Source organism: Shewanella sp. ECSMB14102 (assembly GCF_000813075.1).
GTDB classification, from domain to species: Bacteria; Pseudomonadota; Gammaproteobacteria; order Enterobacterales; family Shewanellaceae; genus Shewanella; species Shewanella indica.
The window spans coordinates 1-16,414 of the sequence record NZ_JWGX01000008.1; the positions used below are offsets into that span (position 1 = coordinate 1).

Genomic DNA, 16,414 nt, shown 5'->3' on the forward strand with positions numbered 1-16,414 from the left:
CACATCGATCTGTGATTTTTAACGTGACACAGAATTTTGAACACCCTCTATGGCTGTCCTGTATTCTTGTCTGTCTTTCTTCACTTAACCAACCTCGACTGAGCTTTGATGGGTATTTCAAAGCCTAGTTGAGGCTGTGTGAAACATCAAAAAGATTTGGCTGTCCTGTCTTTCGCTGTCTTTCTTCGTCTTTCTTCACTAAAGATTCAACCAGTATTCCGCATGAATAACTATAAAACAAAGTTAAAATGTATCAACGATGTATCATGAATACTTTATTTATTTTAATTAATTGTTAATTGATTTGGCGATTAGGAGAAACATTCAAGATATATAAAACATAAGCACTTCCCACATTGACATCACTGGCAAAACAACTTACATATGCAACCTCAATGTCTCAATTAAGTTTTATTTGCTAAGGAATGGTAACAATGAGATTATTCAAGGCGTTAGGGTTTTTAGCAGTTGTTTCCTTGCCAGCATCGGCGTTTGCTATTGATGGCTACCATGTAGAATGTAATTCCTGTGTTAGCGAGGAACAGTTCAATCAAGCAGCTAAAGACGAAGCTGTTCAAGGACAAACGATTTATGTCAATGTAATAAACTTTGAGAACTATGAGTTCAGAAAGTATAAAGTAACCAAAACGCATAAAAACGTATGCGACCCTAAAAGTAGGGAACCTGATGGTCGAGGTGGGTTTATTCAAGACTGTAAAATAATAAGGACTCATACAGCTACAAAAGAAGAACTCACTAATGATGAGATTAATGCTCTGATGAGTTTTGCAACTTCATTCAATGACTATAAGTCGGTGGTAAAGCAGTATGCTACTGCAATCCCTGAAACCGTCGTCCCCAGTGGGTATGACCTTATTGGTGCATCATATAATCATGGTAAAGTTATTGACTACTACAAGTCACAGGTAAATTCTAGTACAATCACTGAAAGATATGTTGGACTTGTAGAGGCAGCTACAAAGATCGTCTCTAAAGGCATTAACGTCAGTGCTCCGGCTATAGTTTTTTCTTTCTCTGATGGTTCTAAGGCTTATGCTGAGGTTGATTTTTACGATATGGATGACAACCTCCATTACAAATTTACGAAGGTTATTGATACAAATGGAAATCAAATAGATCTTAAAGCTCAGAATCCATTTCCAAAATTGATGGATGTATCAAACCTGTCACTACAATCATGGCAAACACTCTATGGCGCATTTAGAGCATATGGGTTAGCTGTAGTGGGTGAGACAACAAGAATAGTCCCTCGAGGCACGATAACCATCACAGAATGTAATGGTGGTACAGCTAATATGTGTCGACATCCTCAATAATCGAGTTCGTTAAAGAAGGTGCAAAGGATTACTACCCTCGGACGTAATGGTCATAACCAACCTCGACTAAGCTTTGATGAGTATTTCAAAGCCTAGTCAAGGCTGTGTGAAACATCAAAAAGATATGGCTGTCCTATATTTCAACTAAAGAGCCCGGTCCAACGCTCGATGACTTCAAATGGCGACAATGATTGTTGCGCAGCAAGGTCGATTTTGAGCACCAAATGGTAGTGATTACTCATGACCGCATAAGCGCAAACATCGATGCAGAATATTGACGACAACTGCCTGATTTTATCCACTATCCAGCCACGTCTATGCTCGTAACTGCGCCCCGACAGTGCATCTTCACCACACAAAAATGCCCTTCTCACGCAGCGATTAATCACGTGGTAAAAGGGTGTACTTTCAACATCTATCAACTGGCGGCGGGCTGTGGTCATAACCAACCTCGACTGAGCTTTGATGGGTATTTCAAAGCCTAGTCAAGGCTGAGCGAAACATCAAAAAGGATTGGCTGTCCTGTATTTGCCTCTGTATTTGCCTTCATAACCAACCTCGACTGAGCTTTGATGGGTATTTCAAAGCCTAGTTGAGGCTGTGTGAAACATCAAAAAGATTTGGCTGTCCTGTTTTTCTTCGTGCTCAGGCTCGGCAAAGAGGTGAGACGACGTCCGGAATACTCAATCAAAGAATCGCATTTTCGCTGGGCTTGGGGTGAATTTCTTAAACTGGTTAACACCTCTGGGAGGCCAGAGTTATGAGGGGATCCTCCAGCGCACCAATAACCGGCAGCTAGAATGAAGCGAAGCGTAGTGTAAGCTGTCCGGCGCCGTAGGCGCGAAGTTGATTGACTTGTTAGGCATTAATTAATTTCACTGTTGGAGGACTTTCAGAAACAACATCTATGATTTGGTTTAAGCAGCAAAAGCCATAGTGAACAAATGGGCCAGGATACTCTGCTGTAGCGAATGTACCTTGGCCAATATAGTTTAGAAACGCTGACTCCGAGTAAACTCGTGCAAGCCTACCCTCGAACTTTTCTTCGATGCCTCCAGCATAGCTTTCATTTGTAACTGCATATGCTATGTAATCATCGAAGATGATTTCATAGTGAGCACTGCTGTCGGTTACCTCTATGGGCTTGCTCGTGTTCAATAACTCTCGCAGTGCCTCATTTGGCTCTTCTTCTGATGTTATTCCCGGTGACGCATCAGATACACCAGCCTCCGCTATTACTATTCTGAGACAGTCTTTATAGGTTTCTTGTATCTCAATCATATCGAGATACTTATGCTGATTCATTGTACTGAACATAGATGCCTAACGCCGACAGCAGGCGACCATTTGTAGTGGAGCGAAGCGCAACGAAAAATGGGTCGCGCTGCCTGGCCTTGTTATGCAATGCTGAAAGATGCTCGGCTTATTTATTACTTTTAGCCTTGCCGGCCATTTCCATGAGAGCATCTTTGGCTTTTGGCAGTGAATAAACGTACTCCTGTTTTTCCCGGTCGGTCTCAAGTTTCAGCACATTTTCACTTTCTTCCTCCGAAAGCGAAATTGTGGTTTTCAACTCTTCGCCAGTTGAGTCTTTTCTTAGCACAATATCAACGTCATATTTGGGACGATACATGCGCATCTTTATTTCCGAGCCTGTGAGATCAATGGGCTCTGCGACTCCGGTTTCATTGTTATAGCGCATCAATTTCATTGATTGTTTAAACCGGAGCCCTCTAATTAGTTCAAAATCCAAACCTTCTTCGCATTCTTCTCTCGATCTATACCTTAAAGGGTTTGCAAAAGAAAACTGATTCGCTGCGGATTTAATCCCGATAGAAACCATGTGGGTTTCCCAGAAATTAGCCACATTTGTCAAAATATCTAAGAGGTTACGCTCGCTTCCATCTGCAAGCTTAACCACAACGGTTTTCTCCACGTGCTTGTATGTACCTTCTGAATCCTCATATTCAATGAGAACAATCTGTTCGGAAAGGCACTCGGCCTTGTCAACCAATGGTGCGCCGTGGGGTGTCTGCCCATGAATATTCTTGTGTTTTACCGAATTCACAATATCGCCAAGCAAACCGTAGTCACCGCATTGGTTTTCAATGCTCCCTCTTGAAGGAGCAGGATCAGGTAGATGTTCTCGTAAGTGAAAAAGAGCGCTGGCTGCTTCTACGGCGCCTTTTAAATCGCGACTTCGACCTGAAACTCCATTTTTGGCAGTCTCTCTATACTCGGAAAAGGACGTAACAACATTTTCTTGATAGTAAGCAGCTAAATCGTCAAACATATTGAAGGTTGCTCATATTGGTTTTTGCATAACGCCGTTGTAACCGGCAAAAAATTGTTGGCTAAAATGTGAAGCGAAGCGTAACAGCCAACAAGTTTTTTGTCCGCGTTGACGACCTTGTTATGCGTTTACACACCAATTTAAAAGCGCTTGCGCCTGCACCAATAAGCCAAACATAAAATTAAAAAACACCCACCAAACCACAAATTGCAAAGAAGTGTTTGACTGGTGAATGACATTTCTGGTCACAGCTTAAATTGAAAAACGAAAAGCCAAGACCAACTTAAAACTTAATTACGCCACTGTACCTAAAAGCTAATTTGAAGAAAAGACTTGAGGTAAAAACCGCTGTAAAGACAGCGATTTAAAGTGACGCATAACAGCTGTATAGTGCGCATGCGCGTTTTAGTCCTCGTAGGAGTGTAAACGCGCATCGCTATCTCTTTGTATTAGTTAAATATAATAGAGTTTAGCCCGAATATCCCTTGCAGCAAAACGCGCATGCGCGGTTTCCAAACCTATTATCTACCAAAATGGTTTTATATCTTTATGAATTTTAAGTTATTTTTTGTGATGTTGCAGAAATAACGCGCAAAATCATCTCCAAACTTCTGGGTACTATCTTAATTCGATGAGCAAGCGTTCTACAAAAGCTGAGTAACCCTCATAGCTACCGCACGGGCGCGAATGTTGTTCGTCCCTGAATTCCGCTGAAAACAGAAAAATGCAACAGCTTCCAGCTTAAGTAAAGGCTAAAGATAAGCACCTGAATTAGTTACACAATACTCAGTACTGTTTGTGAAAACAATTAGCCATAGGTCAAGTTTTTGACAAAAGCCATAAAAGCCTGTCTTGGTTATTTTTTACAAAATAATTGGCTGAGTTTTGATAGTTTTCCAACAAAAAGCGCCGCTTGCCTGTAAGACTAAGGCAAGCGGCGCAAGTTATTGGGCTAGTTTCCCCTGAGCTATTTCATCAGAGCCATATCATCAAAGCTATTTCATCTGAGGCACCCGCACTGGATCGGCGGGTTGTGGCAGCTTCACAGGCGCGGCAGATTTCAGCTCATCCAAGGCAATGGCGATGGCCTTTTCCAGCTGAGGATCTATGCCTTTGGCTGTGTCCTTAGTCCACTGCTCGACTTCCACATCCGGGGCCACCCCTTCGTTCTCGACCCGCCACTGGCCGTCGATACTGAAGAAACCGCTGCGCGGCGCCGTGATATGGCCGCCATCCATCAGGGAAGGCACGCCCCAGATACCGACCAAGCCACCCCAGGTGCGTTTACCCACCAGCTTGCCCACTTGGTAATAGCGGAACATATAAGGGAGCATGTCGCCGCCCGAGCCGGAGACTTCGTTGATCAGCATCACCTTGGGCCCCCAGATACCGCTGCCCGGACTGGTCATGGGGTGATCGCCGGCCATCTGGTTATTGAAGTAGCCGTTACGCTCGCGGCGTAGCACATCTATGATGTACTCGGCAATGTAACCGCCGTGGTTGAAGCGCTCATCTATGATCACCCCCTGGCGCTGATTCTGGGCGAAGAAGTAGCGGTTGAAGTAGCTGAAACCGTTCTCGCCGGTGTCCGGAACCCAAACATAGGCCAATTTACCGCCGGAAGCTTCATCCACCCGTTTGCGGTTATCCTCAACCCAGGCGTTACGTCTCAATGCCTGTTCGCTGGCCGTTGGCACCACAGTCACTTCGAAGGCTTTTTTGTCGCTGCCATCCGGACTGATGCTGAGACGGGTCTGTTTACCGAGAGTCCCCTGGAAGGCCTGATAGAAGTTGGCCTTGTTATCCAGCGGCTTGCCGTTGACTGCCAGCAGATACTGGCCCGCCTTGACCTGGGGATAGAGAGCCAGCGGCGCACTGCCTTGGTCCGCCGGATACCAGTTTTCGCCACGATAGATGCGGCTGAAGCGGTAGCCCTTGTCGGTCGCCTCAACATCGGCGCCGAGCAGGCCGGTGCGGTTGTCGGCAATTTCCGGCAGATCGCCATCATTGGTAAAGGAGTGGCCCACAGAGGTTTCGGCGCCCATGTTATCGAGCAGATAGGTCATGTCGGCGCCGTGGCGCACATGGGCAACCAGTGGCTGGAACTCCTTGTATACCGCGTCCCAATCGGCGCCGTGCAGATTACTGACATAGAAGTAATCGCGCTGGAAGCGCCATGCTTCGCGGAAGATTTGCTGCCATTCGGCCTTGGGATCGATACGGGCCGTCAGCTTGACGTTAAGCGTCTTGGCATCGTCCCCCAAGGGCGCGGCGCCGGCAAATTGCTGCCAGTTGTCGCCGATTTTCACCAACAGGCTCTCGCCGTCGTGGCTCAGGTGATACTCATCGACATCACCGGCCAGGGTATCGGCCTTACGTTCCTCAGTGCTGTACTTGCGAAGCTCTGTGGTTTCATCCAAGTCTTGCATATAGAACAGCTCACCTGGCTTACCGGCGCTCAGGCTGTGGATTTTACCGCTCTCACCCAGAGGCAGCACCCGCTGCGCTATACCGTTGAGATCGATTCGCACCGCAGGTGGCGCATCTGAACCTTTGGCTTCCTCTTCAGTGCTGCCCTCTTCCTCGTCGCTTCTTGGCAGCATGGGCGCCTCGGTGCGGGTATTGAGCAGCATGGTGTAGAGGCCGTAAGTAGGGGTGAAGGCAACCGAGGTCATATCCAACCAGGCAGCATGAGGGCCATAATCGGTACTGGCGGCAAAATAGAGCTTGTCGCCGGCACGGTCCCACACTGGGTAACGCACATCGGCCATGCCCTGGGTAATTCTGTTACTCTGATTATTGCGGCTATCGAACAGGTAGAGACTGCGGAAGAAGCTGTCATCCTGCTTGCTGTAGGCCAGATAACGGCTGTCAGGCGACCAACTGGGGGCCATTTCCCAGTCGGGATTCACTACCGGCTGGCTGTCGATAACCTGCGCCTTGCCCTTGGACAAGTCCGCCAGCCAGAGTTGCTGGCGCTGATCGCTGAACACCAGCTGTTTATCATCAGGCGACCAGATAAGTCCGCTATAGAAGCCCTTCTCAGCCAGTTTGATCTCTTGCTGCGGCTTGCCGAGTTGATCCGCTATCACCAGGCGATATTCGCCGCTCTTGTCGGAGAACCAGGCCAGCTGTTTGCCGCCGTTGGACCAGGCGGCGCCCACTTCGCGGCTGTCTGAACTTTCAGTAAGATTACGGGCATCACCGTGCTCCACTGGCACAGTAAATACATCGCCGCGGGCCACAAACAGGGCGCGCTTACCGGTAGGCGAAATGGCCGCCGACTCTATCTGCTTTTCAACCTCTTCAAAGCGTGGCCGCACCCAGGGGAAATCGGCATGCAGGCTGATGGCCAGTGCCTCTCCCTTGTCGTTGACATTGGTATTAGCCAGCGACTTTTTCACCAACTCGCCACGGTATTCGTATACCAGAGTGTCGTTATCCAGGGTAAAGCCTTTGACATCGGCATCCTGGTAATGGGTCACCTGCTCCGGCTCGCCGCCTTTGGCCGCTACCCGAAAGATATTAGTGACCTGAGAGCGGTTGGAGAGGAAATAGATATAGTCGCCGTGCCACTGGGGCTCGAGATCCTGGGTGTTGTCCCAGGGCAGATCTTTTTCCTCCAGACTATCGAGCGAAATCAACCTGAGCGGCTGATTCTGGCCGCCGCGGTAGTTACGCCAGCCCGGATCCCAAAGACCGGCGCGGCGGTAAACCAACTGCTTGCCATCGGCAGAGAAACTGCCGTCAAAGGCGCGGTTCATGGGTAAAGGCTTGGGATTGCCGCCCTCGATGGACAGGGTAAACAGCTGCTGCCAGCCTCTTGGGGCATTGGCCCTGCCGGATCGCAACAATACCGATTTGCTGTCCGGGCTCCAGCCCACAAGCTGATCCACATCCGGGTGGAAGGTCAGGCGTTTGGGCTCGCCACCGGCAATCGGCAGCAGGTAGATATCCTGATTGCCCTCATAGTCGCCGGTAAAGGCCACCCATTTGCCGTCCGGCGACAGCTTGGGTTGCATCTCCTGGCCCTGAAAGCTGGTGAGGCGCACCGCCTCGCCGCCCTTGAGCGACACCTTCCAGATATCCTTGGCGTAGGAAAACACCAGAGTATCACCGCGAAGATCCGGCTCCCGCAGGAGTTTGGCCTCGGCAGCCAGCAAATTGGGGCTGCCGAGCGCAAGGGCCGTCAGCCAAAAGAGTTTATTGAGCTTCATTCCTGTTCCTTGTATTTGAATACCAGCAAACCTGTGGGGATCCCCCGCCAAAACCGCAACTTAACCAGCGCCATAGCAGAGCTACCCCTGTAACATAACCAGTGGCAAAAAAATACGCAAAAAAGGTTTTGTTTCAACTCATTGCAATACGCCATTCCGGGCAATTGAGACAAAAATGCCCGGCCTTAAGCAGACCTTAATCTGAGCCGGCCAGAATAATTCCTATCCACCAGCCGGGCCGTGAGTTCAACGCCATGAATTCAACGCCCGCTTTTTCAGGCTTTCTATTTCGCAGATCTCAGCTGCGACTCTGTCTCAACTCGCACTATGTCACAGGAATCACAATGCCCATTGCAAGCCACCCGCTGAGTTTTCAACACTGGTTCAAACATCATCTATTGTTGCCGTTATCGGTAGGGCTTGGCCTGCTTATCTTGCTGCACATCACTAATGCCGACCTACTGCTGGCACAGTGGATGTTGGCATTTGAGGGCACCAACACGGCCTGGCCCTGGCGCCATGCCTTTGTTACAGACAAACTGCTGCACACAGGAGGACGGGATCTGGTGGTGCTGGCGGCAGTTGTGTTGCTGTCGACCCTGGTATTGAGCAGTTTCAAAGCCTCAATGAAACGCTGGCGCCGGCCCTTGCTGATGTTGTTTACAAGCGCCCTGGCAACCGTACTTCTGGTACGTATCGGCAAGAGCATAACCAATGTTGCCTGCCCCTGGGATCTCAGTCTATTTGGAGGCCAAAAGCCTTATCTGCCCTTCCCCATGAGCCTGAGCGTTGACACTGAATTGGGCCAGTGTTTCCCCGGCGGCCACTCCAGCGGCGCCTTTGCCTGGGTGGGACTTTATTATCTGGCATTGGTCTTGAAGCCAAAATGGCGCTTTAAGTTACTCGGCGCAGCATTGCTGATAGGCGCCGTGTTCAGTCTGTGTCAGGAGTTTCGCGGCGCCCACTTTTTATCGCACGATATCGCCAGCGCCCTTATCGGTTGGACCATCGCGACCTTGAGCTACGGTCTGGCTTACCGCCCCTGGCGAGCGGCTGGATACTCAGGGGTTCCGGCGCAGGCGCAGACACTGATACAGACACAAACAGAAGTCACCCACTAAAATACCGGGCCTGATTTATTGCCGATAAATCTGGTCCCGTTTCCAAAGGCTATTTCACTGAGCTTTTGAATTACGCCTTCTTCACCAGGCTGGAGATCAAGGCTCTGAGCGCCGCCGGTTTAATCATCTTGGCCATATAGTGGTAACCGCGGCGCTCGACATCCTCCACCAGATCCTTGCGGGTGTTGGCGGTGATCAAAATGCCGGGCAGATGTTGCCCATACAGCGCCCTGAGCTCATCCATGGCATCGACGCCGTTTTGGCCCTTATCCAGATGATAATCAGCCAGCATGATGTCCGGCGCCACCCCTTTGAGCCCCAGCTTGATCCTGGCATCACTCAGATCCCGGGCGCAGATCACCTCGCACTGCCAGCGGCTCAACAGGCTTTCGAGCCCGGCGAGGATAGCCTCTTCGTTGTCGATACACAGCACCTTGACCCCGGCGAGCGGCTGCAACACAGAAGAGATGGCCTTGGGCTGCGGCACGCTGACAGTGGCCCCCAGCGGCACCCGAATGGCAAATACAGAGCCCTTGCCCTGCACCGAAGAGACGCGGATATCATGCTCCAGCACCTTGCTTATTCTGTCGGCTATCGCCAGCCCAAGCCCCAGGCCGTTGACACTGTTGGAATGGGGGTTATCAAGGCGTTTAAATTCGTGAAATATCTCCCTAAGCTGCCCGGCTTCGATGCCGCAGCCGGTATCCAGCACCTGCACCTCAAGCTCACTGCCGCGGCGGCGACAGCCCATCAGCACCCGCCCGCCCTTGGCATAGCGATAGGCGTTGGTGAGAAAGTTTTGCAGCACCCGCCGCAGCAGTGAAGGGTCTGAATTGACCGTCAGGCTGCAGGGCATCATGGCAAAATGGATCTGGCAGTCTTTGGCCATGGCCTCAAACTCCACCGCCAGGGTGTTGAGTACTTCGGAGATGGCAAAGTCGCGCCGTTTTACCTCCACCATGCCGGAATCCAGCTTGGAGATATCCAACAGATCGGTCAGCAGTTCACCGGCGGTTTTCAGTGAGCTGTTGACATGGGAGAGGGTCAGCCGCCCTTCCCTGTCAAGCCCGGGATACTGACTCAAAGAGGCGGTAAACAACCTGGCCGCGTTGAGGGGCTGCATTAAGTCATGCCCCACCGCCGCCAGGAAACGACTCTTGGAAGCGTTGGCCATCTCCTCCTGAGCCTTGGCTTCGAGCAGCTTGCTGTTGAGCAGCGCCAGCTCATAGGTGCGCTCCTTGACTCTGGCCTCCAGGGTTTCGTTGACTTGCTCCAACACCTGTTGCTGCTCGCGATATTGGGTAATGTCGGTAAAGGTCATCACAAAGCCGCCGTCCGGCATGGGATTGCCCTGAATCTTGATCACCTTGCCATCGCGCCTGCGCCGCTCTGAGCTATGGGCGGTGCCGTTGCGCATATGCTGTACCCGGCGCTCGACATGCTCGTCCACATCCCCCGGGCCGCAGTAGCCGCGGGCGGCATTGAAACGTATCACCTCGCTGATGGGCATGCCCGGTTGCAGGAAATCCTCCGGATAGTCGTAAAGCTCTACATAGCGGTAGTTCCAAGCCACCAGGTTGAGATCTTTGTCGACCACACTCATGCCCTCGTAGGCGTGTTCTATGGCGGCGCGCAGCATGTCCTGACTGAGAATAATCTTCGATGAGGCCTCATCCACCAGGCTAAAGACTTCATCGAGGGCCAGATCCCGTCCCTGCAGCACTGAGTCCATCACCAAAGAGGCGCTGGAAGCCCCCAGCACCCCGGCCAACATATGTTCGGTATGGGCGATAAGTTCGGCCGGTGCCGTCTTGTGCCAGCTATCGCTGCGCACCGCATCGGCAGAAAAGCGCGAGAAACTCTCATAGGCCCGGGTCGGGCTGACAAAGCGACTGGCCAGGATCAGCAAGTCCTGCTGACTAATGGGGCCCGTCTTGCGATTACCTGTGTTTTTGAGTTCACCCGGGGTGACAAAGGCGCTGGCCTGAATACGCTCCACCAAGCCGGCGCGCAGCCAGATAGAGCCGCCGATATAGCCAATCAGGTTGGCACCGAGTGCAAGCAGGGTATCGTTGACATTGGGCTTAAGCGCCTTTAACAGTTCAAACTGACCTGCCAGCACGCCTTCCCAGGCGCCAGAGCCCTTGAGCAACAAAAAGCCCCACAGACCAAAGCCCGCCGCCATACCGAGAAACACCCCGGCGCGATTGCCGTGTTTCCAGTAGAGGCCGCCCACCAAGGCCGGTGCCAACTGGGCAAAGGCGCCGAAAGACAGCATGCCCAGGTTGGACAGAGAATCACTGCTGTCAAAACTCAGGTAACTGAAATACCCGAAAGCCAGGATCAGTGCGATGGATAGACGTCTGGCATAGAGCAGTTGCTGGGAAAACTGGCTGAAGTTCTTACGACGGATCTGCCCAGTACGCAAGAGTACCGGCACCAGCCACTCATTACTTATCATCACGCTGATGGTCACCACTGCCACTATCACCATGCCAGTGGCGGCCGAGAGGGTTCCCAGCAGCGCCACTATCGCCAGCCAAGGTGCGTCCAGCGCCAGCGGCAGATTGATCACATAGGTATCGGCAGAGACACTGTCGCCGAGCAGCACCTTGCCCGCCAGTGCCAGCGGCCCGACAAACAAACCGAACAGGCCAATATAGAGAGGGAACAACCAGCGCGCCTTGGACAGAGTCTGCTCGCCTTCGGCCTCTACCACCATGACGTGGAACTGCCGCGGCATACAGAGAAAAGCCGCCATGCCGACTATCAGCTCGGGCATCAGCGCTTCGAGCCTTAGATTGGGATTGACTATTACGCCCTTGGCGCTGGCCTGGCTCCAGAGGTCGCCAAAGCCGCCGAATACCCCGAAGACCACTATACCGCCCACTAATACAAAGGCGGCCAGTTTAACCAAAGATTCAAAGGCGATGGCCAGCATCATCCCCGGATTATGCTCGGTGGCATCCAGTTTGCGGGTGCCGAAAAGGATGGCGAAGATGGCCAGCAGCACGGCAATGATAAGCGCGACTTTGGCACCATCGAGCGGATCATCCGGGCTTTGGAACAGGCTTAGACTGAACACCATGGCTTTTAGCTGCAGCGCGATATAGGGCATGATGCCGAACAGGGCGATGAGCGTGATGATCACCGCCAGCGGCTGCGACTTGCCGTAGCGGGCGGCGATAAAGTCAGCCACCGAGGTGATATTTTGCGCCTTGGACACCACCACCATTTTGCGCAACATGCCAAAGCCCAGGGTAAAGATGATGATGGGGCCAATAAAGATATGCAAATAGGACCAAAAGTCATTGGCCGACTGGCCAACCGTGCCGAGAAAGCTCCAGGAAGAGCAATACACTGCCAGGCTGAGGGCGTAGATCCATTTCTGTAACCTGCGGGTGACACCACTGAACCAGCGCTCCGCGCCCCAGGCAAGCAGGAACAGCAAGCAGACATAACAGACGGCGATCACCGCCACAAAAAGGGTCAAATTCATAGGGTTCTCTTTATTGTCGCCGTATCCTTCGGCGACTGTTGTTATCCCGGCTAGATTACACCAGCCAAGGGGTTTGATGAACCTCTGCGGCGTTCTGCATCTTATTGGGCGCCCATTGGGGGCAAAAAACCTTTATTGGATGCCAATCTAAACCCGCGCAAACCTTAAAAAACCACGCTGGCTCAAGCACTTCAAGCTGTGCGTTTTAAACGCAATAACCGATTAATAAATAACATTTTTTCATCACTAGACCAATGTCTAATAGAGACAGCACAGCCAAGCAACCCATACTTTGGCTCACGTATGATAAAAACAAGGGGAAGCCCAATGAGTACTCAGTCTCTTTATAAAGTGCCCGCAGCGATTGCGGCCAATGCACTGGTAAATGATGAAAAATATAAGAAAATGTACCAGGAGTCCGTGGTTAACCCCGAAGGTTTCTGGCGAGAACATGGCAAGCGTATTGACTGGATCAAGCCCTATACCAAGGTCAAGAAAACCTCATTTGACGATCACAATTTGTCGATCAACTGGTTCTACGACGGCACGCTGAATGCCTCGGCCAACTGCCTCGACCGCCATCTGGAGAAACTGGGCGATCAGACCGCCATCATCTGGGAAGGCGATGATGCCAAAGATCAACGCACCCTGAGCTACAGCCAGCTGCACACAGAAGTGTGCAAATTTGCCAACGCCCTCAAGAGCCAGGGCGTGCGCCGCGGCGACGTGGTGACCATGTATATGCCCATGGTGCCGGAAGCCGCCATCGCCATGCTGGCCTGTGCCCGCATCGGCGCCGTACATTCCGTGGTATTCGGTGGTTTTTCCCCGGATTCCATCGCCTCACGCATCATAGATGGCCGCTCCAAAGTCATTTTGACCGCAGACGAAGGCCTGCGCGGCGGCAGGGCTATTCCGCTCAAGCGCAATATCGACGAGGCGCTCTCCCATGCGGATGTCACCACGGTTGAGAAGGTGATAGTGCTTAAACGCACCGGCAATGATATCAACTGGGTCGAAGGCCGTGATGTCTGGTGGGAATCACTGACCGAAACCGCTTCCGAGCATTGCGAAGTGGAAGAGATGGGCGCCGAGGATCCCCTATTCCTGCTCTACACCTCAGGCTCCACCGGTAACCCCAAGGGTGTGCTGCACACCACAGGCGGCTACATGGTGTACGCCTCCATGACCCACGAATATGTGTTCGACTACAAGCAAGGCGAAGTCTACTGGTGCACCGCAGATGTGGGCTGGATCACCGGCCACAGCTATATGATTTACGGCCCGCTGGCCAATGGCGCCACAGTGCTTATTCACGAAGGTGTGCCCAACTACCCAAGCCCAGCCCGCCTGGGCGAGATGATTGACCGCCACCAGGTCAACATACTCTACACGGCTCCTACGCTTATTCGCGCCCTGATGGCCGAAGGCAAGGAGCAGTTTGACCAGTTTAACGGCAGCTCGCTGCGGATCATGGGCTCTGTAGGCGAACCCATCAACCCTGAGGCCTGGCGCTGGTATCACGAGGTCATAGGTCATGAGCAGTGTCCGATTGTTGATACCTGGTGGCAAACCGAAACCGGTGGCATTCTTATCAGCCCGCTGCCCGGCGCCACTGATACCAAACCTGGCTCGGCCACCCGTCCCTTCTTTGGGGTACAGCCAGCACTGGTCGACAACATGGGCAATATTCTGGAAGGCGCTACCGAGGGCAACCTGGTGATGCTGGATTCCTGGCCGGGGCAGATGCGCACAATTTACGGTGACCATGAACGCTTTGCCCTGACCTACTTCAAAACCTTCCGCGGCATGTATTTTACCGGTGACGGTGCCCGCCGTGATGAAGATGGCTACTACTGGATCACCGGCCGGGTCGATGATGTGATTAACGTCTCCGGTCACCGTCTGGGTACCGCCGAGATTGAAAGCGCACTGGTGGCGCACGATCTGGTGGCCGAGGCCGCCGTTGTGGGTTATCCCCATGACATCAAGGGCCAGGGGATCTACGCCTATGTCACACTGACCAAGGGCATAGAAGCTACTGAAGAGCTGAGACAGCAACTGAGACAATGGGTACGCAAAGAGATTGGCGCCCTGGCGACCCCGGATCTTATCCAGTTTGCCGGCGGCCTGCCCAAGACCCGCTCCGGCAAGATCATGCGCCGCTTTCTGCGTAAGATTGCCGCCAACGAGATTACCAACCTTGGAGATGCATCAACTCTGGCCGACCCAGCCGTGATTGATACTCTGATTGAGTCGCGGCTCAACCGTACAGAGTAAAAGCGTACTTCCTCCTCATTGCCCCTCCTTGAGGGGCATTTTTTTACTTTCAGCTTGGATCCCCCAAGGGCGGCTTAAACGGTTCAGCTATGTAAGCCGCTCATACATTTCAATTATCTCTCCAGTTCCCTCAAAGCGCTAACACGTGAAGAATAACTTTTCACATGTTATCAATGGCATGAATAGCGAATTAGTGTTTGGCAAGCCAGACGCAACAATCAGCAACGAAACCGGTCATAGCCCGTTTATGCCGTTGATGGCCCCCGAGGACGGGATTTGGCAATAAAGGAAAACCATGTCATTTATTACAGCTCCTAAACCTTTGAGGCAGATTTCGCCATTGCCGGGATATTTAGGGCCAGAGTTAAAAAGCAAGCCACCCTGAGGTGGCTTGGCTAAGAGTATAAATAGGGAGTTATAAATAGGGCGTCACAGCTCCCGGTCGCAACAAAGGTTAGAGCACGTATTTGGCTGAGAAGGTGACCCGGTTAAGCTCACCATCTGTGCCGTTTTCCCGCTCGTTCTTGGCATACATATACTCTACCCCAAAGGTCAGAGCCTTCACCGGCGAGTAAAGCAGGTTGATATAACCTGAATAGGATTCTTTGTTGGCGCTGCCTCCGGTCAGAGACACATCGTTATCGGCGCTGAAAGCGGACAAGGTAAAGCTTGAGCGCCACTGCTCGTTCCACCAATGACGATAAGACACAAAACCTGAGTAGGATTCTATCGCCTGCAGATCGTTGTTGTTGTCCAGTACCGCGCCATTGGCAAAGTTGAGCGCCACATAGCGGCCCAGGCCTTCGCCATAGGTGGCGGTGAAACGGATATCATCACGGCCCACAGGAATGATCCCGGCCACGCTGGCGCCATAGCCGAGCTCAGTGCTGTCTATGTCCTGATTGGCGATACGGGTCTCAAGCTCAAGTTGCCTCAGCATCCCCATTACAGAGAAACTGGCGCCACCTGAGGTCTTAAAGTTATAACGGGCGATAAGATCCGGCATTACCCCATTGCCACTGGTGATCCGGCTGCCACCGCCATAGGGAGTAATAGTGGTTTCCGGGTTTTCAATGGCGATTTGAAAGCCACCATTGCTGTATCTCAGCTGCGCCTGACGGGCAAAGGGCGTACCTTCGGTGGCGCCGACAAAGTCGAGGTTTTCCGGCAGTGCCCCCGGGTTCATAAAAGTGGTCCAGGTCTGGCCTATGGTCCAGTTGTCATAGCTGATAAAGGCATGACGAATCCGCGGTGAATAGCTGTTGGATACCCGCTCATCACCATCGGTATGAGTCATGAAGTCCAGCTCAATAAAGCCGGTGAGAGTATGGCCGTCAAGATCTGTTACCGTCTTGAAGTTAAAACGGGTTTCCCGTGCCTGGAAGTCGGTCACCTGCTTGCCGTTGCCATCTACCCCATAGATGGCGCCGGGTACGTAAAACTGACGTGAGACGTTGTTGGAGTCGGGCGCACCATTACTGTAATCGCTGAACATGATATCGGCTTTGAGATAACCGCCAAACTGCATATCAGTCTTGTCCAATACCGATGCCTGAGCCGTCCCCAAACCGCCCAGTACCAAAAGGGTTGCTGCACACACCCCGGTGAGTCTTGCTTGTTTCATCTTGGATTGTCTCCTTGTTGTTATGCCAATCCACCCGGCAAAA

General features: G+C 52.0%; 8 protein-coding genes and 1 pseudogene. 3 read left to right on the plus strand and 6 right to left on the minus strand.

Features of this window, described 5'->3' with window-relative positions; genetic code table 11:
* Nucleotides 1–434: 434 nt before the first annotated feature.
* Complete coding sequence (locus RC73_RS03485; RefSeq protein ID WP_039033346.1) at nt 435–1,337, plus strand: hypothetical protein; 903 nt, start codon at nt 435–437, stop codon at nt 1,335–1,337.
* 158 nt (nt 1,338–1,495) lie between these two features.
* On the opposite strand, the pseudogene RC73_RS20020 reads toward RC73_RS03485, so the two are convergent.
* The 4 genes and pseudogenes from RC73_RS20020 to RC73_RS03500 all read right to left on the minus strand — a co-directional run.
* Nucleotides 1,496–1,780: pseudogene (locus RC73_RS20020) on the minus strand (alpha-amylase family glycosyl hydrolase); the annotation flags it as partial.
* A gap of 415 nt (nt 1,781–2,195) precedes the next feature.
* Complete coding sequence (locus RC73_RS19790) at nt 2,196–2,618, minus strand: hypothetical protein (RefSeq protein ID WP_152608406.1); 423 nt, start codon at nt 2,616–2,618, stop codon at nt 2,196–2,198.
* 142 nt (nt 2,619–2,760) lie between these two features.
* Nucleotides 2,761–3,630: a hypothetical protein gene (locus RC73_RS03495; protein ID WP_039033347.1), complete on the minus strand. Its 870-nt coding sequence runs from the start codon at nt 3,628–3,630 to the stop codon at nt 2,761–2,763.
* Between the two features lie 995 nt (nt 3,631–4,625).
* Nucleotides 4,626–7,847, minus strand: a complete 3,222-nt coding sequence (locus tag RC73_RS03500; protein ID WP_052247973.1) for a S41 family peptidase — start codon at nt 7,845–7,847, stop codon at nt 4,626–4,628.
* A gap of 344 nt (nt 7,848–8,191) precedes the next feature.
* On the opposite strand from RC73_RS03500, the gene RC73_RS03505 reads away from it, so the two are divergent.
* Nucleotides 8,192–8,968 carry a phosphatase PAP2 family protein gene (locus RC73_RS03505; RefSeq protein WP_052247974.1) on the plus strand — a complete coding sequence of 259 codons (777 nt, stop codon included), beginning with the start codon at nt 8,192–8,194 and terminating at the stop codon, nt 8,966–8,968.
* 70 nt (nt 8,969–9,038) lie between these two features.
* Here RC73_RS03505 and RC73_RS03510 read toward each other — a convergent pair whose 3' ends face one another.
* A complete protein-coding gene (locus RC73_RS03510; protein WP_039033348.1) occupies nt 9,039–12,467 on the minus strand; it encodes a hybrid sensor histidine kinase/response regulator in 3,429 nt (1,142 codons plus the stop codon).
* Between the two features lie 327 nt (nt 12,468–12,794).
* Here RC73_RS03510 and acs point away from each other — a divergent pair, with 327 nt between their 5' ends.
* Nucleotides 12,795–14,747, plus strand: coding sequence for an acetate--CoA ligase (acs, locus tag RC73_RS03515; protein WP_039033349.1), 1,953 nt, complete (start codon nt 12,795–12,797; stop codon nt 14,745–14,747).
* A 454-nt stretch (nt 14,748–15,201) separates the two neighbouring features.
* On the opposite strand, the gene RC73_RS03520 is transcribed toward acs, so the two are convergent.
* The gene (locus RC73_RS03520) at nt 15,202–16,371 is read right to left on the minus strand and encodes a DcaP family trimeric outer membrane transporter (protein ID WP_039033350.1); all 1,170 of its coding nucleotides are present in this window, start codon (nt 16,369–16,371) and stop codon (nt 15,202–15,204) included.
* Between the last annotated feature and the right edge of the window lie 43 nt (nt 16,372–16,414).